Source organism: Rhodococcus sp. IEGM 1381 (assembly GCF_030056795.1).
GTDB lineage: Bacteria > Actinomycetota > Actinomycetes > Mycobacteriales > Mycobacteriaceae > Rhodococcoides.
The window spans coordinates 1,115,028-1,134,758 of sequence record NZ_JASHKQ010000001.1 but is presented as its reverse complement, the minus strand read 5'-3'; the positions used below and the strand labels follow the sequence as shown (position 1 = coordinate 1,134,758).

The 19,731-nt window shown below is 63.4% G+C and carries 16 protein-coding genes and 1 pseudogene; 6 read left to right on the top strand and 11 right to left on the bottom strand.

Annotated elements, in window-relative coordinates; all coding sequences use genetic code 11:
- Positions 1-138 precede the first annotated feature (138 nt).
- Positions 139-807 carry a TetR/AcrR family transcriptional regulator gene (locus tag QM797_RS05400; protein WP_283274129.1) on the top strand — a complete coding sequence of 223 codons (669 nt, stop codon included), beginning with the start codon at positions 139-141 and terminating at the stop codon, positions 805-807.
- On the opposite strand, the gene QM797_RS05395 is transcribed toward QM797_RS05400, so the two are convergent.
- From QM797_RS05395 to QM797_RS05375, 5 genes and pseudogenes are all read right to left on the bottom strand, one after another.
- Positions 804-1,697, bottom strand: coding sequence for a GAF and ANTAR domain-containing protein (locus QM797_RS05395; RefSeq protein WP_283274128.1), 894 nt, complete (start codon positions 1,695-1,697; stop codon positions 804-806). The two genes, QM797_RS05400 and QM797_RS05395, sit on opposite strands and share 4 nt — an antisense overlap.
- Before the next feature lie 552 nt (positions 1,698-2,249).
- Entirely contained in the window at positions 2,250-4,613 is a 2,364-nt protein-coding gene (locus QM797_RS05390; protein WP_283274127.1) for a thiamine pyrophosphate-binding protein, read from the bottom strand.
- Between the two features lie 137 nt (positions 4,614-4,750).
- Positions 4,751-5,677, bottom strand: coding sequence for a hypothetical protein (locus tag QM797_RS05385; RefSeq protein WP_283274126.1), 927 nt, complete (start codon positions 5,675-5,677; stop codon positions 4,751-4,753).
- A 72-nt stretch (positions 5,678-5,749) separates the two neighbouring features.
- Positions 5,750-6,806 (bottom strand): annotated as a pseudogene (locus QM797_RS05380) (IS3 family transposase).
- Positions 6,807-6,942: 136 nt separating this feature from the next.
- Positions 6,943-7,713 carry an SDR family NAD(P)-dependent oxidoreductase gene (locus tag QM797_RS05375; protein ID WP_283274125.1) on the bottom strand — a complete coding sequence of 257 codons (771 nt, stop codon included), beginning with the start codon at positions 7,711-7,713 and terminating at the stop codon, positions 6,943-6,945.
- 87 nt (positions 7,714-7,800) lie between these two features.
- Here QM797_RS05375 and QM797_RS05370 point away from each other — a divergent pair, with 87 nt between their 5' ends.
- The 5 genes from QM797_RS05370 (at position 7,801) to QM797_RS05350 (ending at position 12,521) form a co-directional block, all read left to right on the top strand.
- Entirely contained in the window at positions 7,801-8,349 is a 549-nt protein-coding gene (locus QM797_RS05370) for a TetR/AcrR family transcriptional regulator (RefSeq protein ID WP_283274124.1), read from the top strand.
- Between the two features lie 231 nt (positions 8,350-8,580).
- A complete protein-coding gene (locus QM797_RS05365; protein ID WP_283274123.1) occupies positions 8,581-9,450 on the top strand; it encodes a type IV secretory system conjugative DNA transfer family protein in 870 nt (289 codons plus the stop codon).
- Positions 9,451-9,499: 49 nt separating this feature from the next.
- Positions 9,500-10,366 carry a hypothetical protein gene (locus QM797_RS05360; RefSeq protein WP_283274121.1) on the top strand — a complete coding sequence of 289 codons (867 nt, stop codon included), beginning with the start codon at positions 9,500-9,502 and terminating at the stop codon, positions 10,364-10,366.
- A gap of 62 nt (positions 10,367-10,428) precedes the next feature.
- Complete coding sequence (locus QM797_RS05355; protein WP_283274120.1) at positions 10,429-11,637, top strand: lipase family protein; 1,209 nt, start codon at positions 10,429-10,431, stop codon at positions 11,635-11,637.
- Positions 11,631-12,521, top strand: coding sequence for an alpha/beta fold hydrolase (locus tag QM797_RS05350; RefSeq protein WP_283274119.1), 891 nt, complete (start codon positions 11,631-11,633; stop codon positions 12,519-12,521). Before QM797_RS05355 ends, QM797_RS05350 begins: the two co-directional genes overlap by 7 nt.
- Positions 12,522-12,870: 349 nt before the next feature.
- Here the strand turns inward: QM797_RS05350 and QM797_RS05345 are convergent, their stop codons facing one another.
- From QM797_RS05345 to QM797_RS05320, 6 genes are all read right to left on the bottom strand, one after another.
- Positions 12,871-14,268, bottom strand: a complete 1,398-nt coding sequence (locus QM797_RS05345; RefSeq protein ID WP_283274117.1) for an MFS transporter — start codon at positions 14,266-14,268, stop codon at positions 12,871-12,873.
- 159 nt (positions 14,269-14,427) lie between these two features.
- Entirely contained in the window at positions 14,428-15,087 is a 660-nt protein-coding gene (gene eda / locus QM797_RS05340; protein ID WP_283274116.1) for a bifunctional 4-hydroxy-2-oxoglutarate aldolase/2-dehydro-3-deoxy-phosphogluconate aldolase, read from the bottom strand.
- Positions 15,084-16,496, bottom strand: coding sequence for a mannitol dehydrogenase family protein (locus tag QM797_RS05335; RefSeq protein ID WP_283274115.1), 1,413 nt, complete (start codon positions 16,494-16,496; stop codon positions 15,084-15,086). Before QM797_RS05335 ends, eda begins: the two co-directional genes overlap by 4 nt.
- Positions 16,493-17,443, bottom strand: coding sequence for a sugar kinase (locus QM797_RS05330; protein WP_283274113.1), 951 nt, complete (start codon positions 17,441-17,443; stop codon positions 16,493-16,495). The genes QM797_RS05335 and QM797_RS05330 overlap by 4 nt, the downstream gene beginning before the upstream one ends.
- A gap of 8 nt (positions 17,444-17,451) precedes the next feature.
- Positions 17,452-18,657: a D-mannonate dehydratase ManD gene (gene manD / locus QM797_RS05325; protein ID WP_283274111.1), complete on the bottom strand. Its 1,206-nt coding sequence runs from the start codon at positions 18,655-18,657 to the stop codon at positions 17,452-17,454.
- Entirely contained in the window at positions 18,654-19,700 is a 1,047-nt protein-coding gene (locus QM797_RS05320; protein ID WP_283274110.1) for an alcohol dehydrogenase catalytic domain-containing protein, read from the bottom strand. The genes manD and QM797_RS05320 overlap by 4 nt, the downstream gene beginning before the upstream one ends.
- Between the last annotated feature and the right edge of the window lie 31 nt (positions 19,701-19,731).

Here is a 19,731-nt window from a genome sequence, read left to right as displayed (position 1 = left end):
AACGATGAAACCTGCGCCTGCAGGACACTGACGATATCGTCACCCATGACACCGCCCACAGTCAAGCTTTTTGACGAATTCGTCATCATCGGTACGCGATAGGCTGCCCTCACTCACAACGCAGAGCAGGAGTAGACCGTGGCCGAAGGCAACCGAGTCGAACGTCGAAAAGCGAACACCCGAGCTGCGCTGATCCGGGCCGCTCAAGGGCTACTCGCCAGCGGGAACACGAACGCACCGGTACTCGAAATCACGCAGGCCGCCGACGTCAGCAACGGTTCCTTCTACAACTACTTCGAGACCAAAGAAGAGCTGTGGCAGGCGGCCATCGATTCCGCTCTCGAATCCATCGGCGACTACCTCGACTCGCTCACCGTCGGCCTCGAGGACCCGGTGGAGAAATTCACCCAATCCTTCCGGCTGTCCGGCCGCCTGTTCCGACTCGAACCGCAACTGAGCCGCGTGTTGCTCAATTCCGAAGCCGCCGCGGTGGCCGCCGCCGGGGGCCTCGCGCCGCGCTCGCGTCGCGACATCGAATCGGCCGCAGCACAAGGAAGATTCGACGTCGAGGACGCCGATCTTGCGCTCGCCCTGGTGGCGGGTGCCCTGTTGTCCATGGGTCGACTACTACTGGCGCAACCCGATCGTGACGAAGAAGCGACGGTCGACGGCACCACGCGGCGAGTGCTCCGCGCACTCGGAATCTCCGCCGACGAAGCCGAAACTCTGTGCAGCCGAGCACTTCCGACGTCCTACAGCGGCGGAGTTCACGCAGCTATCGACCCCACAGCCCAGCCGCTCGCCTAGCCGGTCGGTCGTCGGTCATTGCTTTTCGTAGGCCGCACCTTCGAGGGCTCACCGAATCGACGTCGTCCCGCCACCGCAGTCACGATCCGCTGCGCTAGCACCGCCACCCTGGTGTTCTCCCGCTGCGACTGTTCGACCAGAGCGGCAAACGCTGCGTCAGGAGAAAAACCACGCACTACCGCCAGGATCCCTTTTGCCTGCTCGATTGTCGCGCGGGTCTTCATCGCCAGGCGAAGACCGGCAACTTCGTTCCTCGCTTCGGTCGCATGTCGTGAATTCCACACCGCCGCTTCCACCGACGTCACGAACATCTTGACCAGCACCTCGTCGATGTCATTGAAACCACTGCCGTCGAAGCTGTAGATGTTCAGCGATCCGGCATGCCCGGAGTCCACGGCCAAGGGTGCAGACAAGTAGCTCTTCACGCCGATGTCGGCGACCCTCGATGCGAACGTCGGCCAGCGGGCGGCAACCTCGTCGACCCGAACACAGACGATGCGGTTGGTTCGAGAGGCTTCGAGGCATGGGCCCTCGTCGGCGTTGTACTGATCGGCGTCGATGTCCACCACACGCGCGTCCGAGCACGCCGCAGTTGCCGGATTCTCCGAATTATGATGCAGCAGAGTTACCCCTGCCATATCCGCACCAGGAACCGCGGCAACCACCTGGTCACACAGGCCTTGCAGGAGAGTCTCGAATCGACTGTGTTCGAGCAACAGCCCACGGAAGACGTCGAGAGCGTCGAAGGTGTCCTCGGCAAAATAGCTTGCTGCGGCCGCAGGACGGGTAGGTTCGGGCAGAGCTGACAGAATTTCCTTGTCGAAATCGGCTGCGGCCGTTGCGTCGACGGCCCTGCCGGGCGTACGGCGTTCGGATGGTCGGTCCGTCATTGGATCAAATCCCAGATGGTGCAGTCATTACACCTGTTGACGTGCACGAGGCCTGTCGACGGCTATGACCTTCACCGGATACTCCAAACCGTACGCCGGGTGTCAAACGGCAGGCAATCACCGCATAACAGCTCGAACCTCGATCGTCGAAACATCCGCGAGGCCCCTATCGGAAGTGCCTGAGGCGGTCTACCGTGGCTCACATCGACGCGGATATTTCCCGCTGGTGCACCGTCGTTCTCGGTTGATCCACCGATTACCCGAACGACCGGCTAGCAGCTCGAACCTCGACTACCGCTTCGGACCGAGGACATACGACGGTCGACTTTCAGGAACGAGTCCGAGTGCTCACCTACAGCATCAATTTCGATTGGCGAGGCGTGTGCCCCGCTTGCGCAGCCGTCACGTTCGGCGAGAACGTCTGGCTTTACCAGCGCACGACACCGACCACCCACCGCATCTACGCCAGCTGTGAAGCATGTGGATGGGAAGGACTGGGATTGCCCTCGGAACCGCCGGCTGCTGCGAGCTGAGCCTCGGTATTCGACTGCGCTACTGACCGGTGACATCCAAGGCAGCGCCGACGATCGAATCGGTGTCGATGTGATGATGCTTGTACACCTCGTCCAGAGATCCCACCTGACCGAAGTTGCTGACGCCCAATGATGTCGACGCCACACGGTTCACAGTGGCCAAGAACGCCAGGGTGTGCGGATGGCCGTCGAGCACTGTCACCAGCGGCGTCGCCCGATCGGCCGGCAGCAGCTGATCGAGAATCCACGATTCCGCGTCGCCATGCCCCTGCCGCGCCTGAACGGCACGATAGAGCTGGCCCGGGCTCGTGATGCACAGGACGTCCGTCAGAATTCCTATCTGCTCCAAACGTGCTGCGGCATCGAGAGCTTCGGGCATGAGAGCACCCATCGCCGCGATCGTGACGGTGGCACCGTCACGTCGAACGAGGGGGTAGCCACCGGCCACCACCTGCTTGCGCCTGCGTTCGCGGGCCGCGGGATCGCTGGGCACATCGGCCAACGTCTGATCGACCGGGCGGGTCGACAGGCGCAGATACGCCGAAGTGCCGTCGGGGCGGCCCAGCTTGGCGATACTGGCGAGCAATGTCCACTCCACGTCGATAGCGAAGGCGGGTTCGTACGAGATGCACCCCGGCTGCTCCAGACCGATCGACGGCGTCTTGATGGATTGGTGCGCACCACCTTCCGCGGCCAGGGTCACCCCGGACGGCGTGCCGACGAGGATGGATTGTCCGCCGGCATAAATGCCGTACGACCACGGTTCGAGGGCGCGTTCGACGAACGGGTCGTACATCACCCCGATCGGGAACAACGGCTCACCCCACCGGCTCCACGTCGCGCCCAGTTCGCCCATCAGACCGACCAGATTGGTCTCTGCGATACCGAGTTCCATGTGTTGACCGGTGGGTCCTTCGCGCCAGTGCATGATCGTCTCGGCGTCGTCGCCGAACCAATCGTGGCGTTCGGCCGACGACCAGACACCGACCTTGTTGACCCAACCACCGAGGTTGGTGGTCGAGCTGACGTCGGGGCTGACCGTGACGACGCGACGTGCCGCATCAGGGGCCTCACGGGTCAGATCGATCAGGGTGCGGCCCAGCGCGGCCTGCGTCGTTGCCGTGCCCTTCGGAGTACGGCCGATGTCGGTGGGAACTGCGGGCGGCCGGCTGATGGAGACCGGCTCGCGGCGCAGACGTTCCGCGACCTCGGTGCACAAACGCGCGGCCGCACTGGCGTCGCCGAAGCGGCCCCAGGGTGAGGCGGCGTCCGTGCCGAGAGTGTCTGCGAGAGAGACATATTCCTCGACTGTCAACAGCGACGAATGGTTCTGTGGATGCCCCTGAGTGGGGAGCCCGAAGCCTTTGACCGTGTAGGCGATGATGACTGTAGGACGGGTGTCGTCGATCTGCGCGTAGGCCTCTCGCAGTGCGTCGAGATCGTGGCCACCGAGGTTGCGAATAGACTCGGTGAGCATCACGTCGTCGAGGTCGCCGATGAGTTCGGTGATCGCCGCGGCATCGGAACCATTGCCGGGCAACCGATCTCGCAGCTCGGACGCCGAGCAACGCAACAACCGCTGATACTCGGGATTGGGCATGCCGAGGATGCGTCGACGCAGAGCGTCCCCGCCGGTGCGGGCGAAAAGGTTCTCGAGCAACCGCCCGAACCTGACGGTGATGACCTGCCAACCTGCGGCGTCGAACATCTTCTCGAGGCGACGCGCGGCGATGTTCGGCACCACTCGGTCGAGCGACTGACGATTGAGGTCGACGATCCAGACGATCTCGCCCAGCTCGCCGATGCCGGGGTCGATGACGGCCTCCCAGACGGCCCCCTCGTCGAGCTCGGCGTCTCCGACGAGGGAGTACTGCCGTCCCTGGAACGGACGCGTCGCGCTGGATGCTTCGCCGAAGGCCGAGTCGACGAAACGACGCGACATCGCATCCCAAATAGGTGCCGTCGCACCGATACCCACCGACCCCGTCGAGTAGTCGACGGTATCGGGATCCTTCGCGCGCGAGGGGTAGGACTGCAGACCGCCGTACGAACGCAGCGTCGTCAGGTATTTCTCGTCCAGCTCACCGAGAAGGTAGTTGATGGCGTGCAGCACCGGCGACGCGTGCGGCTTGACCGACACTCGGTCGCCGGCGCAGAGCTGCTCGAACCACAGCGAGGTCATGATGGTGACCATCGACGCGCACGAAGCCTGGTGCCCGCCCACCTTGAGCCCCGTCGGATTGGGCCGGATTCGGTTGGCGTGGTGGATCATCGATGTCGACAGCCACAGCACCCGCTCGGAAATGTCGTGCAGAGTCTCGCGCCCACCGGCGGCCGAATCCCCGTCGGTCGAATTGCCGGTGGTCGGACTGAGGCTGGTCATGGCGGACACTCCTGAGATAGGCGACGAAAGAGTGCATCGAATGGGAGAGACGGGACCGGATGGGGTCCCGTCTTTCCCTGAGGCAAGCGTTCGGATTACGAAGCGCCGAATCAGTCGCGTCGGTGATGCAACCGGCGTCAGTCGACCAGAGGCTCACGGCCTGCGCAATAGGAGTCGATCACTTTGAGCATTCTGCGCAGTTTCGCAGTGCAGCGGCCACGCTTTCTGGTCGTCCTGATCACCGAGGTGGGGTGCTTCTCCGAGTCGCAGAATCGGTGACCGCCTCGAATGCGTCGACGATCAACGCAACCAACTCGTCGAGGTCGACGTGCGAGTTGTCGAAGAACGTGTCGGCTGTTCGGTCGAGAAATCCGGTCCACCCGGAAATCGCAGCACCGACCAGCGGCGGCAGAGGATCCTGGAGTTCGGCCAGGGCTGCAACCTGCCGCTCCCCCTCGGCGCGAGCCTGTCGTAAAGCACAGGTCGGGCAGCCACAGCAGGTGCTCGTGGCGCGGTGACGTCGACAGGAGGCGGGTGTTGCGGGGGATCTTTTCCTCGGACACCAAGGCTTTGTGGTCAGCCTTGTCCTTGTTGCGGAAGTTGCTCTGATTGCGTTCCTCCAGCACGAACAGATCGATGGCTGGCCGGACATCGTCGCGGCCGGCTCCGAGTTGGATCGCGAGCTGGCGATAGCAGGCGGTCCGCGCGGTCTGAGCGTCGGTGTCTTCGGCTCCGACTGGGATTTGATGCGCGATCACACATGCTTCGTGCCCGTCGGCGAGGAAGTCGAGCATGTCGCGGGTCTGGTCGATTCCAGATGAGGTTTGCAGCGCTTTCGTGGTGTGCCAGTAGGTTCCGTCGGCGATGTCCTCGATGCCCACCCGTAGCTCATCCATCGCGTCAAGTTCGACGATGACGGCGGTGAACACATAGAAGGTGTCCCGGTGTGTAGCGACACCGTCTGGAGCCTGATACGACTCATCCAGGAAGGCCACTGGGCCAGTGGTGCGTTGGTAGGCGTCGAACACGATCTGTGCAGCGGGATCGGGGCGGCGCGAAGGCATCACGACATACTAGGGGCGGGCTCAGACAGCCGGGACTGCCCCCACTTCGGTTGACTCGTGGCGTTGAGTGATTCAGGCCGTGTGTGCGGTCCGGTTGATTGTCTCAAACTCGATCCATCGTTGACGGTCGAGAATGTTCTTCTGCAGGAGTGCGAAGAAGGACTCCATCGCGGCGTTATCACCGCATGCACCGACACGATCCATCGATCCGCGTAAACCATTGTGAGACAACGCATGAAAGAACTTGCGAGAATGACACTGGTCTACCTCGGTCCGAGTGACAATGTGCCGGCCGCCTCGCGTTGAACGACAGCGTTGTTCAACGCGGACACGGCCAGCGACGCTTTCATCCTGGAGTTGATCGAATATCCGACGATCCTGTTCGACCACACGTCCTTGATCGCGCTGGGATACAGTTTGCCTTCGTCTGTGCGGTGTTCGGTGATGTCGGTCAGCCACAGCTCGTCCGCGGTCTGTGCGGTGAACTGGCGGTCCACGAGATCGTCGTGGACCGCCGGTCCCGCTTTTCGGTTCAGGCCGCGCTTCTTAAAGAACACGGACCAGATGCGTTCTTGTGAGCACAACCGCGCGACCCGGTTCTCTCCGGCGGTGATGCCGTGGTCGGGCAGCTCGTCGGCGATGAACCGGTACCCGAACGCAGGGTCTTCGCCGTGGATGGAACGCGCTGCGTGGATCAGGTGCGCGTCGTCCCAATCCCGTTGTGTTACTGGCTGCTTCTTCCATTTGTAGAACGCTTGGGTAGAGAATCCGAGCACCCGGCAGGTCACTGTGGCGGGTACTCCGTCGGCAGCAAGGTCGAGGGCCAGCGGGTAAATCATTTTGGGAGTATGTCCCAACTCAGATAGGCCTCAGCTCGCCGCAGAACGTCTTTCTCCTGCTCGAGCAGTCGGTTGCGCTTTCTCAACTCTCGCAGCTCAGCGGAATCGTCACCAGGGTTCTGCCCGCCGCCGCGGGCAACGCCGTCTTCACGATCAGCAATCTTGAGCCAGCGATGCAGACATCCTCCGGAGATTCCGAAGTCCTTCGCGATCTGGCGCAGCGGAGCCTCGCCCTTGCGTGCGACGGCGATGACGCCGCGGCGGAACTCCTCGGGAAATGCTTTCGGCATTGGCAACACCCTTCAATCCGTGAGGAGCGATCCTCACGGATTAGATGTCAACCAAAGCCGGAGTCCCGAACGCGCCACACTCGCTGATCTCGTGGCCATTGCCTGCGGGTGAAGCTACACAAGGTCGTTCGGTTGCTCATGCCTTGTGACGCATCATCTTCTCAGCTGACCGCAATCTCGAACGCCTGGAGAGCAACCGCGAGGACGCGAACGCCAATATCCCGTTCTGACGACCGTCTACGACCGATGGCTTTCTGCCCGGCATCGCTTTCCACGCTGTGTCTACTACCTGGTCGGGCGTGCGTTTGCCCTTGCCTGAGCCCGGGTTCATCGGGGTATCGGTATCACCCGGAGCGACAGCGAAGATACGTAATCCGTGGTCGAGATTCTCCTCGTACATCGCCTCGGTGAACATGAGGACGTATGACTTCGTTGCTCCGTACGCTCCCATGTGCGGTGTCGGCTGGTACGCGGCACCGCTTGCGATGTTGATGATGGTGCCCTCGCGCTGTGCACGCATCCGAATGATCGCGGCACGCGTCAACAGTGTGAGAGCGGTGACGTTGAGATCTATCATCTGCCGCAACGCTCCTTCGTCGGCGCGATACAGATCGCCTTCAGGGGCCGATCCCGCGCAGTTCACGAGGTGGTCCAGGCGCGGCAACTCGTTCTCGAGCATGGCAGCGAGCGACGCGACGTCCGAAGCGTCGGCTAGATCAGCGGTCCGGACGTCCACAGTCACTCCGTGCTTCACCTCCAGCTGATCGGCCAACTCCTTCAACGTCGGGCCTGACCGTGCGACGAGCACGAGGTCAAAGCCTTCACTGGCATAGCGGCGGGCGAACTGCGCGCCAATTCCGGAACTGGCTCCAGTTACAACAGCAAGGGGTCGAGAGGTGGCAGTCATGGTCGTCCTTCCGGAACGCTAGATACGGATTAACTATCCGATTCGATAATCTATCCTATTGGATGCTCAATCCGCTACGCTCGGGGGATGACCGATACACGTAAAGACGCCGCGCGCAATCGCGCGCGTATCGTGGAGGCCGCCCGCGAACTCACCGACCGCGGAGAGTTGCTAGCTTTCAATGCGATTGCACGTGCTGCAGATGTGGGCGTCGGGACTGTGTATCGGCACTTCGCAACTGTGGATGGGCTGGAGGAGGCCGTTGTTCTGCGTAGGTTCGAGGAGTTGGGCGACATTTTCCGTAACGCCGGTCAGGACGGACTCGTACAAGTGCTGACCGCGCATTTCACTCTTCTCACCGAGGACGCTCTCTTCGAGAGGGTGACAGCGCGCGCCGTTCCAGCGCTCGCGGAAACACGTGCCGTGCGGAACGACCTACTGGGGCAGCTGGAACAGTTGATGAATCATGCTGCTGCTCATGGCTATTTGAGAGCGGACGTCAATGCGACCACAGTCTTGTTACTCGTATGTGGCCTCGCACATGCTGCGCGCAGCGCCCAGGTCCGCGCCGACAGTCCCCAAGGCAAGGCCTTGTTGGGCGTGATTCTCGACGGACTTCGCCCAGTCACCACCTGAGTCGAATCGAAATAGATCGGGCTAGCAGGCGGGTCAACCTATGGACGAGTGATTCACCGGCTCTGCAACCGACGCATGACTGTTCGGTAAATAGCCTGGACGGCCCACAGCGCGATCGACTCGGACCTAGTGGGGCGCGCCTGAAGTAGTTGGGCGGTGCTGTTCGGTCAAACTAGTTATGCGCGTAGCACCGTTGATGATCGCCGGTACCGGCCGTGCCCAGCTAGAGAAGTGGGTGCGATCGACGACGACGAAGGCCGGCCCCGGATCCTCGATCGCGAGAATTTGATCTCGGTGACGTTGACGCCCCAACCGGCGAAATACGTCGTCACGCATCGGAGTTCGAGGTTGCTCGCCGATCACTTGAAGATCGGGTACGCCACGGTGGCCACAATCTGGTGGAACCCGCTGCGCGCGATCGAGACGATCATGGACGCCCGCAAACTGGCCTCCTACTTTGCTGCCGCATCGAAGGACGATTCGGCTCGCGTCGATGCCTACTTCGACGGCGGAGCGCAAGAGTTGTTGGCGCAGATGATGCTCGCAGCGGCGTGTGCGGACGGGGATCTGTTGCACGTCTACGGCTGGCTCTCCGACGAGGCGAACGAACTTCCCCAGCGGCTGCTCGAGGTCCACGGCCACCACATCATCGCCAACCGGCTCAAGTCCTCCAGCGAACTCAACCCGCGCCAGCGAGATGGCCTGTACGACATGGCTCGTCGGTTCATCGGCCTGCTCGAGGAGCAGGCCTACGCGATGTCGGTTCTTCCACCGAATCGCCGCGACATCTCCGTCGAGGGCGCACCGGACACCAAGGTCGGTGGATCGGTGCGCGAATTCGTGGTCGAAGACTTCGTCACCAGCACCGACACGCTGTATGCGTTGTCGAAGGAAGGCCCCGATTCGTCGTCGGCGCTGACGACGGCGTTGATCGGGTCGATCATCGACGCCGCCCAGCGCGTCGCGCGCCGCAGCCCCCGGGGTCGGCTTCCGGTGCCGATGCTCGGCGTCCTCGACGAGGCCGCGAACGTCTGCCGACTCCCCGAGCTCCCGGCCTGGTACTCACACCTTGGATCGCAAGGGTGCAATCAGCAGCGCTGAGCGCGGTCCACTGCACCCGATTTTCTTCATTGACGACTAGCGTGAGCCGATGACCCGGAGATGGCTCGTGGGAGCGATGCTCGTCGCGATCACTGCCGTCAGCTGCGGCTCACCGACCTCGCTCGGACCCGCACGCCCTGTCGCCGAGATCGGCTCGGCGGACGCATTCCGATGCCAGGTTCCCCAGCAAGTCGACCGACCGACCCCAGCTGTCGATCGGCCGATCCCAGGCACGATTCCAGACGATTTTGTGCCGGTAACCGCGGTCATGTGCGAAGGCGGCGACACCGTCGAGTCCGATGGGACCGTCGTCTACCGCGAACTACGCCGAGCGGGAGACCTCTCCACCGCGCTACGTCTGCTGAACGAGCCGTCCGAACGCGCACTGACTGTGGACCTGTGTCCGACCTACAGCATCGCTGAGCCCGAGCAGCTTTGGCTCGAAGACGCACAGGGCCGAGCGATGGAACCGTCTGTTCCCATCGGAGAATGCGGCCTCCCGAAACAAGAAGGGATCGACGCAATCCGAGCACTCGAATCGGTGGAGGTGGTGGAATATCGCGACCCAGTTCTCGAACGGCCCCGGCTCAGTGTGTCGAGCTGCTCCCCTCATTATTCCGACCCAGTCGTGGGTACTGATCCCGCCGCCGGTCTGACCATCGGCTACACGTATTGCCTGTTCGACGGCACAGTCAACGTCGGCGTCACCGACGAGACCGGGATATCGATCGAGAACTTGCCACCTGCCGGGCCTTGCTCGATCTCGGCAACGCGGACGGCGACGACGACATATGCGACTGGTTGGCCGTCGAACATACGCAATCTGACCGTGGAACTCGACGGATGCCGCCGCGTCGTACCCGACGGTCATGCTCCGCTGCAGGCCTCGAACGAAATTCTGTCCGAATTCCACTGAGCGCAGTGATGCGTAACTCCAGCCGTCGACCGGCAGTGACCTCGTTCTGGTAGACACGCGTTGTGCTTTCCTTTTCCCGCTCGATGTCCGCCGCCGTCTGCTGCCTTGCGCTGGCCGTGACTGCGGGATGCAGTTCGACGCCCTCGCAACCCGTCGCGGCGTCATCGACGGCCTCGACGACAACCCCGGCCCCCGAGTACGAGCTGACCGGTGTGCCCGGCACCGTTCTCGAATCCGAGGACTTCGGAGAGCGATCCACCGAACTCTCCGACACGGGTGCCACGCTGTACCGCTTCGTCTACGAGTCGACGTCGGGTGTCGACGGTTCACCGACTGCCGTCTCCGGTGTCGCGGCAGTTCCGGCAGGCACGGCACCCGTGGGCGGCTGGCCGATCGTCGTCTACGGGCACGGCACCACCGGTGTTCAGGCCGACTGCGGACCCACCCTGTATCCGGATCTGCTCGGTTACCAATTCGCGGTCCAGGACTTCACCGAACTCGGCTACGTCACGGTGCTCCCCGACTATCAGGGCCTGGGCACCGGTGGTGGAACGCATCCGTACCTGGAACCGCGAACCTCCGGCAACAACATGATCGACGCCGCCCGCGCAGCCCACACCGCACTGCCCGAGACGTCCGCACGCTGGGCCGCGGTTGGCTTGTCGCAGGGTGGCCAAGCAGCCTGGGCTGCAAACGAACTGGCTGCCTCGTACGGCCAGGGACTCGATCTCGTCGGCTCGGTATCGCTCTCACCACCGACCGACCTGACGCCCTTCGTCCGATCCGGTATGGACGGAACCCTCACCACACCGCAGAAGGAACTGCTGCCGTACTTGCTCTACGGCGCACAGCAGGTGGACCCCGCACTCGATCCGAAGGACTACAGCGGTAGCGTCGCCGAGGCCAACAACGAGCTGCTGCTCACCTGTCAGGGTGGAGACACGGAAGGCAAGGCGCGGGCAGTCCAGGCGATGGCACCCGACGAGTTCGCCGCCGACTCGGCCGAATCCGAGCAGAAGCTTCTCGACGTCGTCGGACGCTACACATTGCCGCAAGTGAGGACCGAGGTGCCGATGTTCGTGGCCTACGGCGCAAAGGACGACATCGTGTTGCCGCAGTGGACTGCGGACGGCGTCGAAAGGGCATGTGCTCTGGGCGATTCGGTCGTCGCGCAGGAACAGCCGGAGCAAGGCCACGACGTGAGCGACGAAGCGGCGATGCAGTTCCTGGCCGCAGTGTTTGCCGGCCAGTCGGTGCCCAGCACATGCTGACGGGCGGCTCCGCGGTGGAGCGAATCACCGAGTACGCCCACGAAGGACTGGTGTTCGACGTCCTCGATCAGGGGCCTCTCGACGGCCCGGTTGTGTTGCTGCTGCACGGTTTTCCCGAGCGAGCGTCGTCGTGGTCCGCAGTGATGGCGATCCTGAACGACGCCGGTTTCCGCACTGTTGCACCGGATCAGCGCGGGTACTCACCGCGAGCCCGGCCGACACGGCGTCGCGACTATCGTGTCGGAGCACTGGTGGCCGACGTCGTCGCTCTCATCGACAGAATCGGGACTCCAGTGCACCTGGTGGGGCACGACTGGGGAGCGAACATCGCGTGGGTCACCGCAGGCCGTAGACCCGACCTGGTGTTGTCCCTGACGGCATTCTCGGTTCCCCACCCCGGTGCGTTCATGACCGGCTTCTTCAACTCGAAGCAGATACTGCACTCCTGGTACTTCGCGTTCTTCCAATTGCCGATTCTGCCCGAGAAATGGATGGCGCGGCCTGGCCAGAGAGCCGAAAAGTGGTACAGGGCAAGCGGTATGACCGAAGAGGACCTCGAGCGCACGAAGACGGACATCGTCGACTACGGCGCGCTGCCCTTCGCTGTCACCTGGTACCGCGGACTGCCGTTCTCGAGCCCGGGCATCGGCCGTCTGCGCATCACCGTGCCGACCACCATGGTGTGGAGTGATAGCGACACCTTCATCGGCCGTGCTGCCATCGACACCACCCAGAGGTATGTCGATGCGGCGTACACGCTGACAGTGCTGCCCGGGATCTCGCATTGGATTCCGACGCAAGCATCGAGATCGGCCGCAGCCGCAATCCTCACCAACGCTCAACTCGCAGTTATGCAGGGATTCGAGCCCGATTCGTCTGCATAACTGCAAGTTCGATGCGCGGTATCAGCTTGCTACAGGCGCTCGGTGATGGTCGATTCACAGGTTGCGCGCCCGTGCGTGTACGCGTGACCGACGGTGCCGGTGCAAAAGTGCCAACGAGAACGGCGCTTCCCTCTGGGGCCGCAATTCCACATCCGACCCCAACATCTCCTGACCGAAACACATCCACGCCCCACTTTGTAATCCACACCTGCCGCACGGGGTGTGGATTACATAGAGGGGAGTCTTTGCCAGTCGAACACCACATCACCGACCCCACCACGTACTGGTCATCGAGTGGTGCGGTCGAGTGCCGCCTGGGGCACTCAACCACACCACTGCCGTAGGGCACTCAGGCTGCGTCGTTGAGTCTGACGAGATCGCGGCCCTTGGTTTCCGGTGCCAGGTAGGCCGACACCAGGGTGATTGCGGAGTAGATCACGAGCATCGCCGCGATGGGCCACCAGCTACCGGTCCATGCCGTGAGGCTGGCCGCGAGGAGTGGTCCGATCGCGGTGGCGAGGATGCCGCCGATTTCCTTGGCAAGCGCGAGTTGCGTGAAACGGGTGCGCGCACCGAACAGCTCCGCCATCGTCACGCTCTCGAGTGAGAACAGGCCGAGCACACCGAGATTGAGAGCCAGCACCATCGCGACGACGAGGGCTACGGTGTTGCCGCTGGTGACCATCAGCATCAGCGGGAAAGCCAGAATCATCGTCAGCGCACTGAGCACCATGTAGATCGGGCGACGACCGAATCGGTCGCCCAGGATGCCGACGATCGGAATGGTGGCGAAGCCGATGAGCGAACCGTAGACGATCGCACTGGTGGCAATGGAACGGTCGATCAGCAGCGTCGACGCGATGTAGCCCACCAGGAATGTCTGGATCAGCCCGGAGTTGCCGGCCTGACCGAAGCGCAGACCCAGCGCGATGAAGAACGCGCGCCCCTTCTTTTGCTTGAGGCCGGACTCGAGAACGCTGACCTTCAATTCCTCGTCGGTCTTCTCGATCTCGTCGCGCGAGAGGGCCACACCGTCGACCACATCGGCACGCTCCTCGAAGACCGGGCTCTCCCTCAGGTTGGAGCGCAACCACACCGCGAAGATCATCAAGAAGAAGCTGGCGAGGAACGGTACGCGCCAGCCCCAGCTGAGCAACTGATCCTCGGACAATACAGCGAGCAGCAAGGCCCAGATGGCCGACGCAGCGAGGGTTCCGGAGTTGGTGCCCAGGGAGACGAGCGAGGCGATGAGGCCTCGACGCTTGTCTGGTGCGTACTCGACCAACATGACCGTGGCACCGGCGATTTCGGCTCCGGCACCGAATCCCTGGATGAGACGAAGGGCGACGAGCAGGATCGGGGCCATGATGCCGATCGCGTCGTACGTCGGGAGCGCACCGATGAGGGTGGTGGAGGCACCCATCATCGCGATGGTGATAAACAGGACCTTCTTTCGTCCGATCCGATCGCCCATCCGGCCGAAGTAGATGGCACCGACCAGGCGTGCGACATAGCCGACGCCGTAGGTGGCCATTGCGGCGATCAACCCGATCGCCGGACTGACGTCGGGGAAGAAGATGCGATTGAAGACGATCGCGGCGGCGAGCGAATACAGCTGGAAGTCCATGAATTCCATTGCCGTACCCAGCCAACCGGACATCGCCGCCTTGGTGAGGTCTTTCGTGCTGCGAGTCGGGACGGCGGTGTTACCGCGATCGTCGGTCGATTCGTTGGTGTCCTGTGACATCCGAAGCTCCATTGCTGGTGATTATCGATGAGTCCATGATGCAAGTTCGCCGGGGGCCTACCTGAGACCGGTGCCTCATCGAGGGCCGTTGGTGGCGCTCGCCACAGTGATATACAAGCACTGTTATACCAATCCGTCAATGACCTTTCGCGAACCGAACTAGGCGCTGGACAACGCACTCGCAGAGCGGGCCAGTTCCTCGATGACGGCCCAGTTCCCCGCCTGCACGAGCGAGCGAGGCGTGAGCCAGCTACCGCCGACGCACACCACGTTCGGCAGCGCCAAGTAGTCGACGGCGTTCTGCGGAGTGATTCCGCCGGTGGGGCAGAACGTCAAGTGCGGCAATGGACCCGCCAGCGCCCCCAGCGCCGATGCACCTCCCGACGACTCGGCCGGGAAGAACTTCATCTCGGTCGATCCGCCCTCGGCAACCGTCATCGCTTCGGTCGCAGTCGACACTCCCGCCAGAAGCGGAACCGGTAGCGCGCGAGCCGCGTCGAGCAGGCCCTTCGGGGATCCGGGCGAGACCAGGAATCGTGAGCCGGCATCCACCGATCTCAGTGCGTCCTCGCGGGTCAGTACCGTTCCCGCCCCGATGACTACTTCCGGCACGTTCGCAGCAATTGCTGCGATGGCACCGAGCGCGGCCTCCGAACGCAGCGTCATCTCGATGATGCCGATACCGCCGGCATACAGAGCCCGAGCCAGCGGAACTGCATCCTCGACCCGATCGATGACGACAACCGGTATAACAGGGCTCACGCGCAATACATCACGAGCGGTGAGGCTTTCGACAGAAGTCGTGGGCTCGGAGGTCATGTCGACACTCGTTTCCACTCGCTCAGCGAGTCGGTCCGTAGGAAGTCGGTCCACGCAACGACCTGCGTGCCGAACGGTGAAGTGGCCCCGAGATCGGGCCCGAAAATGGAGTCGATATCGAGCAGGTCCGACGCCGATCCGGCACGAGACAGCTGTGTCGACAACGGATCGTCCAGCACACGTCCCGCTTTCGCTTCCTCGAGCACGAAGGCGCACCAGGCCCCGACGGCGAGAGCGAGCATGCCCGTCGAGCCACCGGCGGACGTTGCGTCACGCACGGTCCCCAATAGACGCGGACCGAGCTTCTGTGATCCGTCCATCGCTACCTGCCGGGTGGTGTGTTTCAGGGCGGGATTGGCGAATCGCACACGGACCTCGTCGCCGTACCCGACAGCGTCCATTCCGGCCGCCACCGTCGGTGCGACGTCTCGGAGAACCATGGTCCGGCAGATCTCGTAGAGCACCGGATCCCCGACAGCCTCGGCGATGGTGCTGTGCCCACGGAGGATGCCGAGGTACGCCAGCACCGAGTGGGTGCCGTTGAGCACGCGCAGCTTCATCGTCTCCCAGGGCTCCACGTCCTCGACGAACTGCACACCCACCCGTTCCCACGCTGGACGAGGACCTGCGAAATCGTCTTCGATCACCCACTGCCGAAACGGCTCGCACACCACCAGAGCGTCGTCGCGTAGGCCGGTTCTTCGCTCGTTGTCCGCCCTGTCGTCGTCAGTGGTAGCGGGCACGATTCGATCGACCATGCTGCTGGGGAACGTGACTCGACGCCTGATCCATTCGGCCAGGCCGTCGTCGCGGCCACGGGCAGCGACGAAAGCATGGACCAGCTCGGACAGAATTCGACCGTTCGACGGCAGGTTGTCGCAGCACAGCACCGTGACAGGCGAATCGCCTGCGATGCGCCGAGCCAACCCCGCCACCAACTGCCCGACCACCGTACGCGGCGGCCTACCGCTCAGATCGGCCACGATCTCCGGATCGTCCAGACGCAGTCGGCCCGACGCAGGGTCGAGCCGATATCCCTTCTCGGTGACCGTCAGAGTGACGATGTGCGTTGCCGGATCGGCGATGGCCTCGACAACCGCGTCGGGGTTCGCGGTTGCGTTTCGTACGTCGAGCATCGAGCCGACGACGGTGGCCGTAGTCTGCTCGATCCCCTTCTGCACCAAGGTGAACAACCCGTCCTGCGGGGCGAGCTGCTCCACCACGGTATTGCTTCGCTGAGTGAAACCCGTGATGCCCCAGTTCGTTTCCCCGGTCAACAGTGCGGCCTCGTAGGTGAACGCTGCCTGATGCGCCCGGTGGAACGCTCCGACGCCGAGATGCACGATTCCGCTGGAGGTGGGACGGGCGACCGTGGCCGTCGCGTCGGACAACCGTGTGGACGCCGTCATGTCGCTACTCGCTCGTTGAGGTATCGCTCACTGTGGCGGCGGATCTCGTCGAGCGGTGCAATGAGACCGGTGCCGCCGCGTCCACCGACGCTCAGCGATGCCGCTGCCGCAGCCATGGCCGCCGCCTCGCGAAGATCGTCGCCGAGAGCGAGACGCGCCGTCAGGGTGCCGGCGAACACGTCACCGGCACCGGTCTGATCGATCACCTGGAGGGCCGGAATCACCGGCTGATGGGACCGTCCCTCCTCGGTGAAGATGCTGGACCCTTCGGAACCCTGGGTGACCACCACAGATCGCGCACCCCAGCCCATCAGGGACGCCGCAGCACTCGCCGGATCGTCTGTGCCGAGAAGCAATTCGATCTCACTCGGCGCCGACGGCACCATCACCTCGCAGTAGGGGGCAATGTTCTGCAGGAAGTCGCGTGCCTGATCGGCCGTCGTCAACCGGGGCCGGAAGTTGGGGTCGTAGACGAATCTGCCCGAATGCTGCGCCACGTGCAGCATCGTGCGGGCGAGGGTCGGCGACAGTGCCGCAGCGATTCCGCCGCCCAAGACAGCACCCGCATGCTCGATCACGCCCTCGGGCAGGTCCGCCACGTCGAGCTGGCTGCCCACCGAACCGGCTCGGGCATAGGAGAACTGACGATTGCCCTCCGGATCGATGTGCAGGAAGTAGACACCCTGCTGGCCGGGGACTCGCCGAATGTAGGTGTCATCGATGCCGAGCTCACGAATTCGCCGACAGACAGCGTCGCCGAGCTCGTCGTCGGATACCCGCGCGACGAGGGCCACCGAAGCACCCGCAGCAGCAACCGCGGCACCTGCGTTGACGACATCTCCCGATACTCCGAGCACACCGTCTGCTCCGTGCCGAAAGGCCTCGGTAGTCGAGACCTCGACGAGCGGCTCGCCGAGCAGGACTACATCGAACTGCGTTGTGGTCATGTGTCGCTTCACCAATCGTGCATACTGCCGTCGAGACGGCGATTGACGGGCAGATACTTGGGGTTGTACGGGTACTTCGCGGCAGCCTCTTCGTCGACCTCGACGCCGATGCCCGGCTGGTTTCCCGGATGCATGAAGCCGTCGGTGAAGGTGTAGCTCGTCTGGAACACGTCGCCCGTCGGGTCGACGTGACCCATGTACTCCTGCACTCCGAAGTTGGGAATCGACAGATCCACGTGCAACGCGGCAGCGAGAGATACCGGTGAAAGATCGCCCGCACCATGAGATCCCGATCGAACGCCGTACAGATCGGCCAGCGAGAAGATTCTGCGCAGATGGGTGATACCGCCGGCGTGCGAGACCGACGCACGGATGTAGTCGATCCACCGGTTGGTGATCAGATCCTGGCAGTCCCAGATCGAGTTGAAGATCTCTCCGACGGCAATCGGGGTGGTGGTGTGCTGACGAATGACGGCGAAGGCGCTCTGATCCTCGGCGGGGGTGGGATCTTCGATCCAGAACATGCGCATCTCTTCGAGGTCTCGCCCGAGTCGTCCCGCTTCGATCGGACTCAGGCGATGATGCACGTCGTGCAGCAGATGGAAGTCGAACCCGTGACGTTCTCGGACGGCACCGAGCATCTGGGGCGCGAACCTCATGTACGGGGCGGTGTCCCACGAATCCTCCTGCGGCGCAGAGCCGGATGCGGGTTCGTAGAAGCCGTCGACCGGAATTCCGTAGGTCTTCTTCAGACCGGGAATGGCCGACTGGGCACGAATTGCTTTGTAGCCCTTGTCGAGGTGAGCTTGGACGTCGTCGAGCATCTCTTCGATGCTGCCGCCGCTGGCGTGACCGTAGACCATGATCCCGTCTCGTGCAGCACCACCGAGGAGCTGGTAGACCGGCATATCGGCGGCCTTGCCCTTGATGTCCCACAGTGCGACGTCGACCGCTGCGATGGCCGTCATCGTCACCGGACCACGCCGCCAGTAGGCACCCTTGTACAGGTACTGCCAGATGTCTTCGATCCGATGTGGGTCGCGTCCGATCAGGAGCGGCGCAATGTGGTCCTTCAGGTATGACTCGACCGCGAGCTCGCGTCCGTTCAGAGTCGCATCACCCCACCCGACGATGCCCTCGTCGGTGGTGATCTTGAGCGTGACGTAGTTACGGCCCGGAGCCGTCACGATGACGGTGGCGTCGATGATTTTCATTGCGGTCCTTGCGAAGTGGTGTCGATGACGATCTTGAGCTGGGTGGGGTCGGTGAGCGCGGCCTCGAGCGCTGCAGCCGATTCGGCCAACGGGTACGTCGATGTGACGAGTGCCGCGAGGTCCACTCGCGCCGATCCGGCGAGTGCGATCGCGTCGGCGAATGCCGAAGGGCCATAGCGGAAGCACCCGCGGATATCGAGCTCCCAGCGTTGCACTGCTCCGATGGGGAATTCGGCGACCGCGCGTCCCGGCACGCCGACGAGAGCCAGGATGCCTGCCGGGCCGAGGGAGCGTGCTGCGTCGGCAATGGCTCCGGGATGACCCGAGCAGTCGAAAGCGATGTCGAAAGCGCCCTCGGGCAGTGCATCTTCGCCCGAGCGCAACGTCGTGGTGGCACCGAGCGCTGCCGCAACCTCGAGCCGCGCGGGTGCGACGTCGGTGATGGTCGTCTCCGATGCGCCCAGGGCAATGACCGTCTGCAGAACCAGCAGTCCGATGGGCCCGGCGCCGGTGATCGCGATGCGCTTGCCCAACACCGACCCGACCCTGGCTGCGGCCCACGCTGCGACGGCCAAGGGCTCGATCAGCGCAGCGACGCCGTCGTCGATCGAATCCGGGAGCGGGTGCGCGAATTCGGATGTCAGGACAACAGATTGCCGCAGCAGTCCGTGATTCGGTGGGGATCCGAAGCAGACGACGCTGGGGCAGACGTTGTAGTGACCGCTCAGGCTCAGCGGCGAGGTGCCGTTCGGAACCGCGGGCTCGATGGCCACTCGCTGGCCGATTCGGTCCTGAGACACGCCCGCGCCGACCTCGGTGATGACCCCGAATCCCTCGTGCCCCAATACGGTGGGCTGTGTCAGCGAGTTGGAGCCGTTGCGGCCGTCGGCGTAGTAGTGCAGGTCCGAGCCACACAGGCTCACGCCGTGCACCTCCACCCTGACCTGGCCGTCGCCGACCTGCATACGGTCGATCTTCTCGATCCTCAGGTCACGTGGACCGTGCAGAACGGCCGCCTCGTCGTTGCCGCTGATCACTGCCATCGCTGTAGAGCCTCCGCCGTAGTTCCTTGAA

Coding starts and splice junctions, on each gene's coding strand:
- QM797_RS05395 (WP_283274128.1), bottom strand. CDS start 1,697: ATGACGGACCGACCATCCGAACGCCGTACGCCCGGCAGGGCCGTCGAC.
- QM797_RS05390 (WP_283274127.1), bottom strand. CDS start 4,613: ATGACCAGCCTCAGTCCGACCACCGGCAATTCGACCGACGGGGATTCG.
- QM797_RS05385 (WP_283274126.1), bottom strand. CDS start 5,677: ATGCCTTCGCGCCGCCCCGATCCCGCTGCACAGATCGTGTTCGACGCC.
- QM797_RS05375 (WP_283274125.1), bottom strand. CDS start 7,713: ATGACTGCCACCTCTCGACCCCTTGCTGTTGTAACTGGAGCCAGTTCC.
- QM797_RS05370 (WP_283274124.1), top strand. CDS start 7,801: ATGACCGATACACGTAAAGACGCCGCGCGCAATCGCGCGCGTATCGTG.
- QM797_RS05360 (WP_283274121.1), top strand. CDS start 9,500: ATGACCCGGAGATGGCTCGTGGGAGCGATGCTCGTCGCGATCACTGCC.
- QM797_RS05350 (WP_283274119.1), top strand. CDS start 11,631: ATGCTGACGGGCGGCTCCGCGGTGGAGCGAATCACCGAGTACGCCCAC.
- QM797_RS05345 (WP_283274117.1), bottom strand. CDS start 14,268: ATGTCACAGGACACCAACGAATCGACCGACGATCGCGGTAACACCGCC.
- eda (WP_283274116.1), bottom strand. CDS start 15,087: ATGACCTCCGAGCCCACGACTTCTGTCGAAAGCCTCACCGCTCGTGAT.
- QM797_RS05335 (WP_283274115.1), bottom strand. CDS start 16,496: ATGACGGCGTCCACACGGTTGTCCGACGCGACGGCCACGGTCGCCCGT.
- QM797_RS05330 (WP_283274113.1), bottom strand. CDS start 17,443: ATGACCACAACGCAGTTCGATGTAGTCCTGCTCGGCGAGCCGCTCGTC.
- manD (WP_283274111.1), bottom strand. CDS start 18,657: ATGAAAATCATCGACGCCACCGTCATCGTGACGGCTCCGGGCCGTAAC.
- QM797_RS05320 (WP_283274110.1), bottom strand. CDS start 19,700: ATGGCAGTGATCAGCGGCAACGACGAGGCGGCCGTTCTGCACGGTCCA.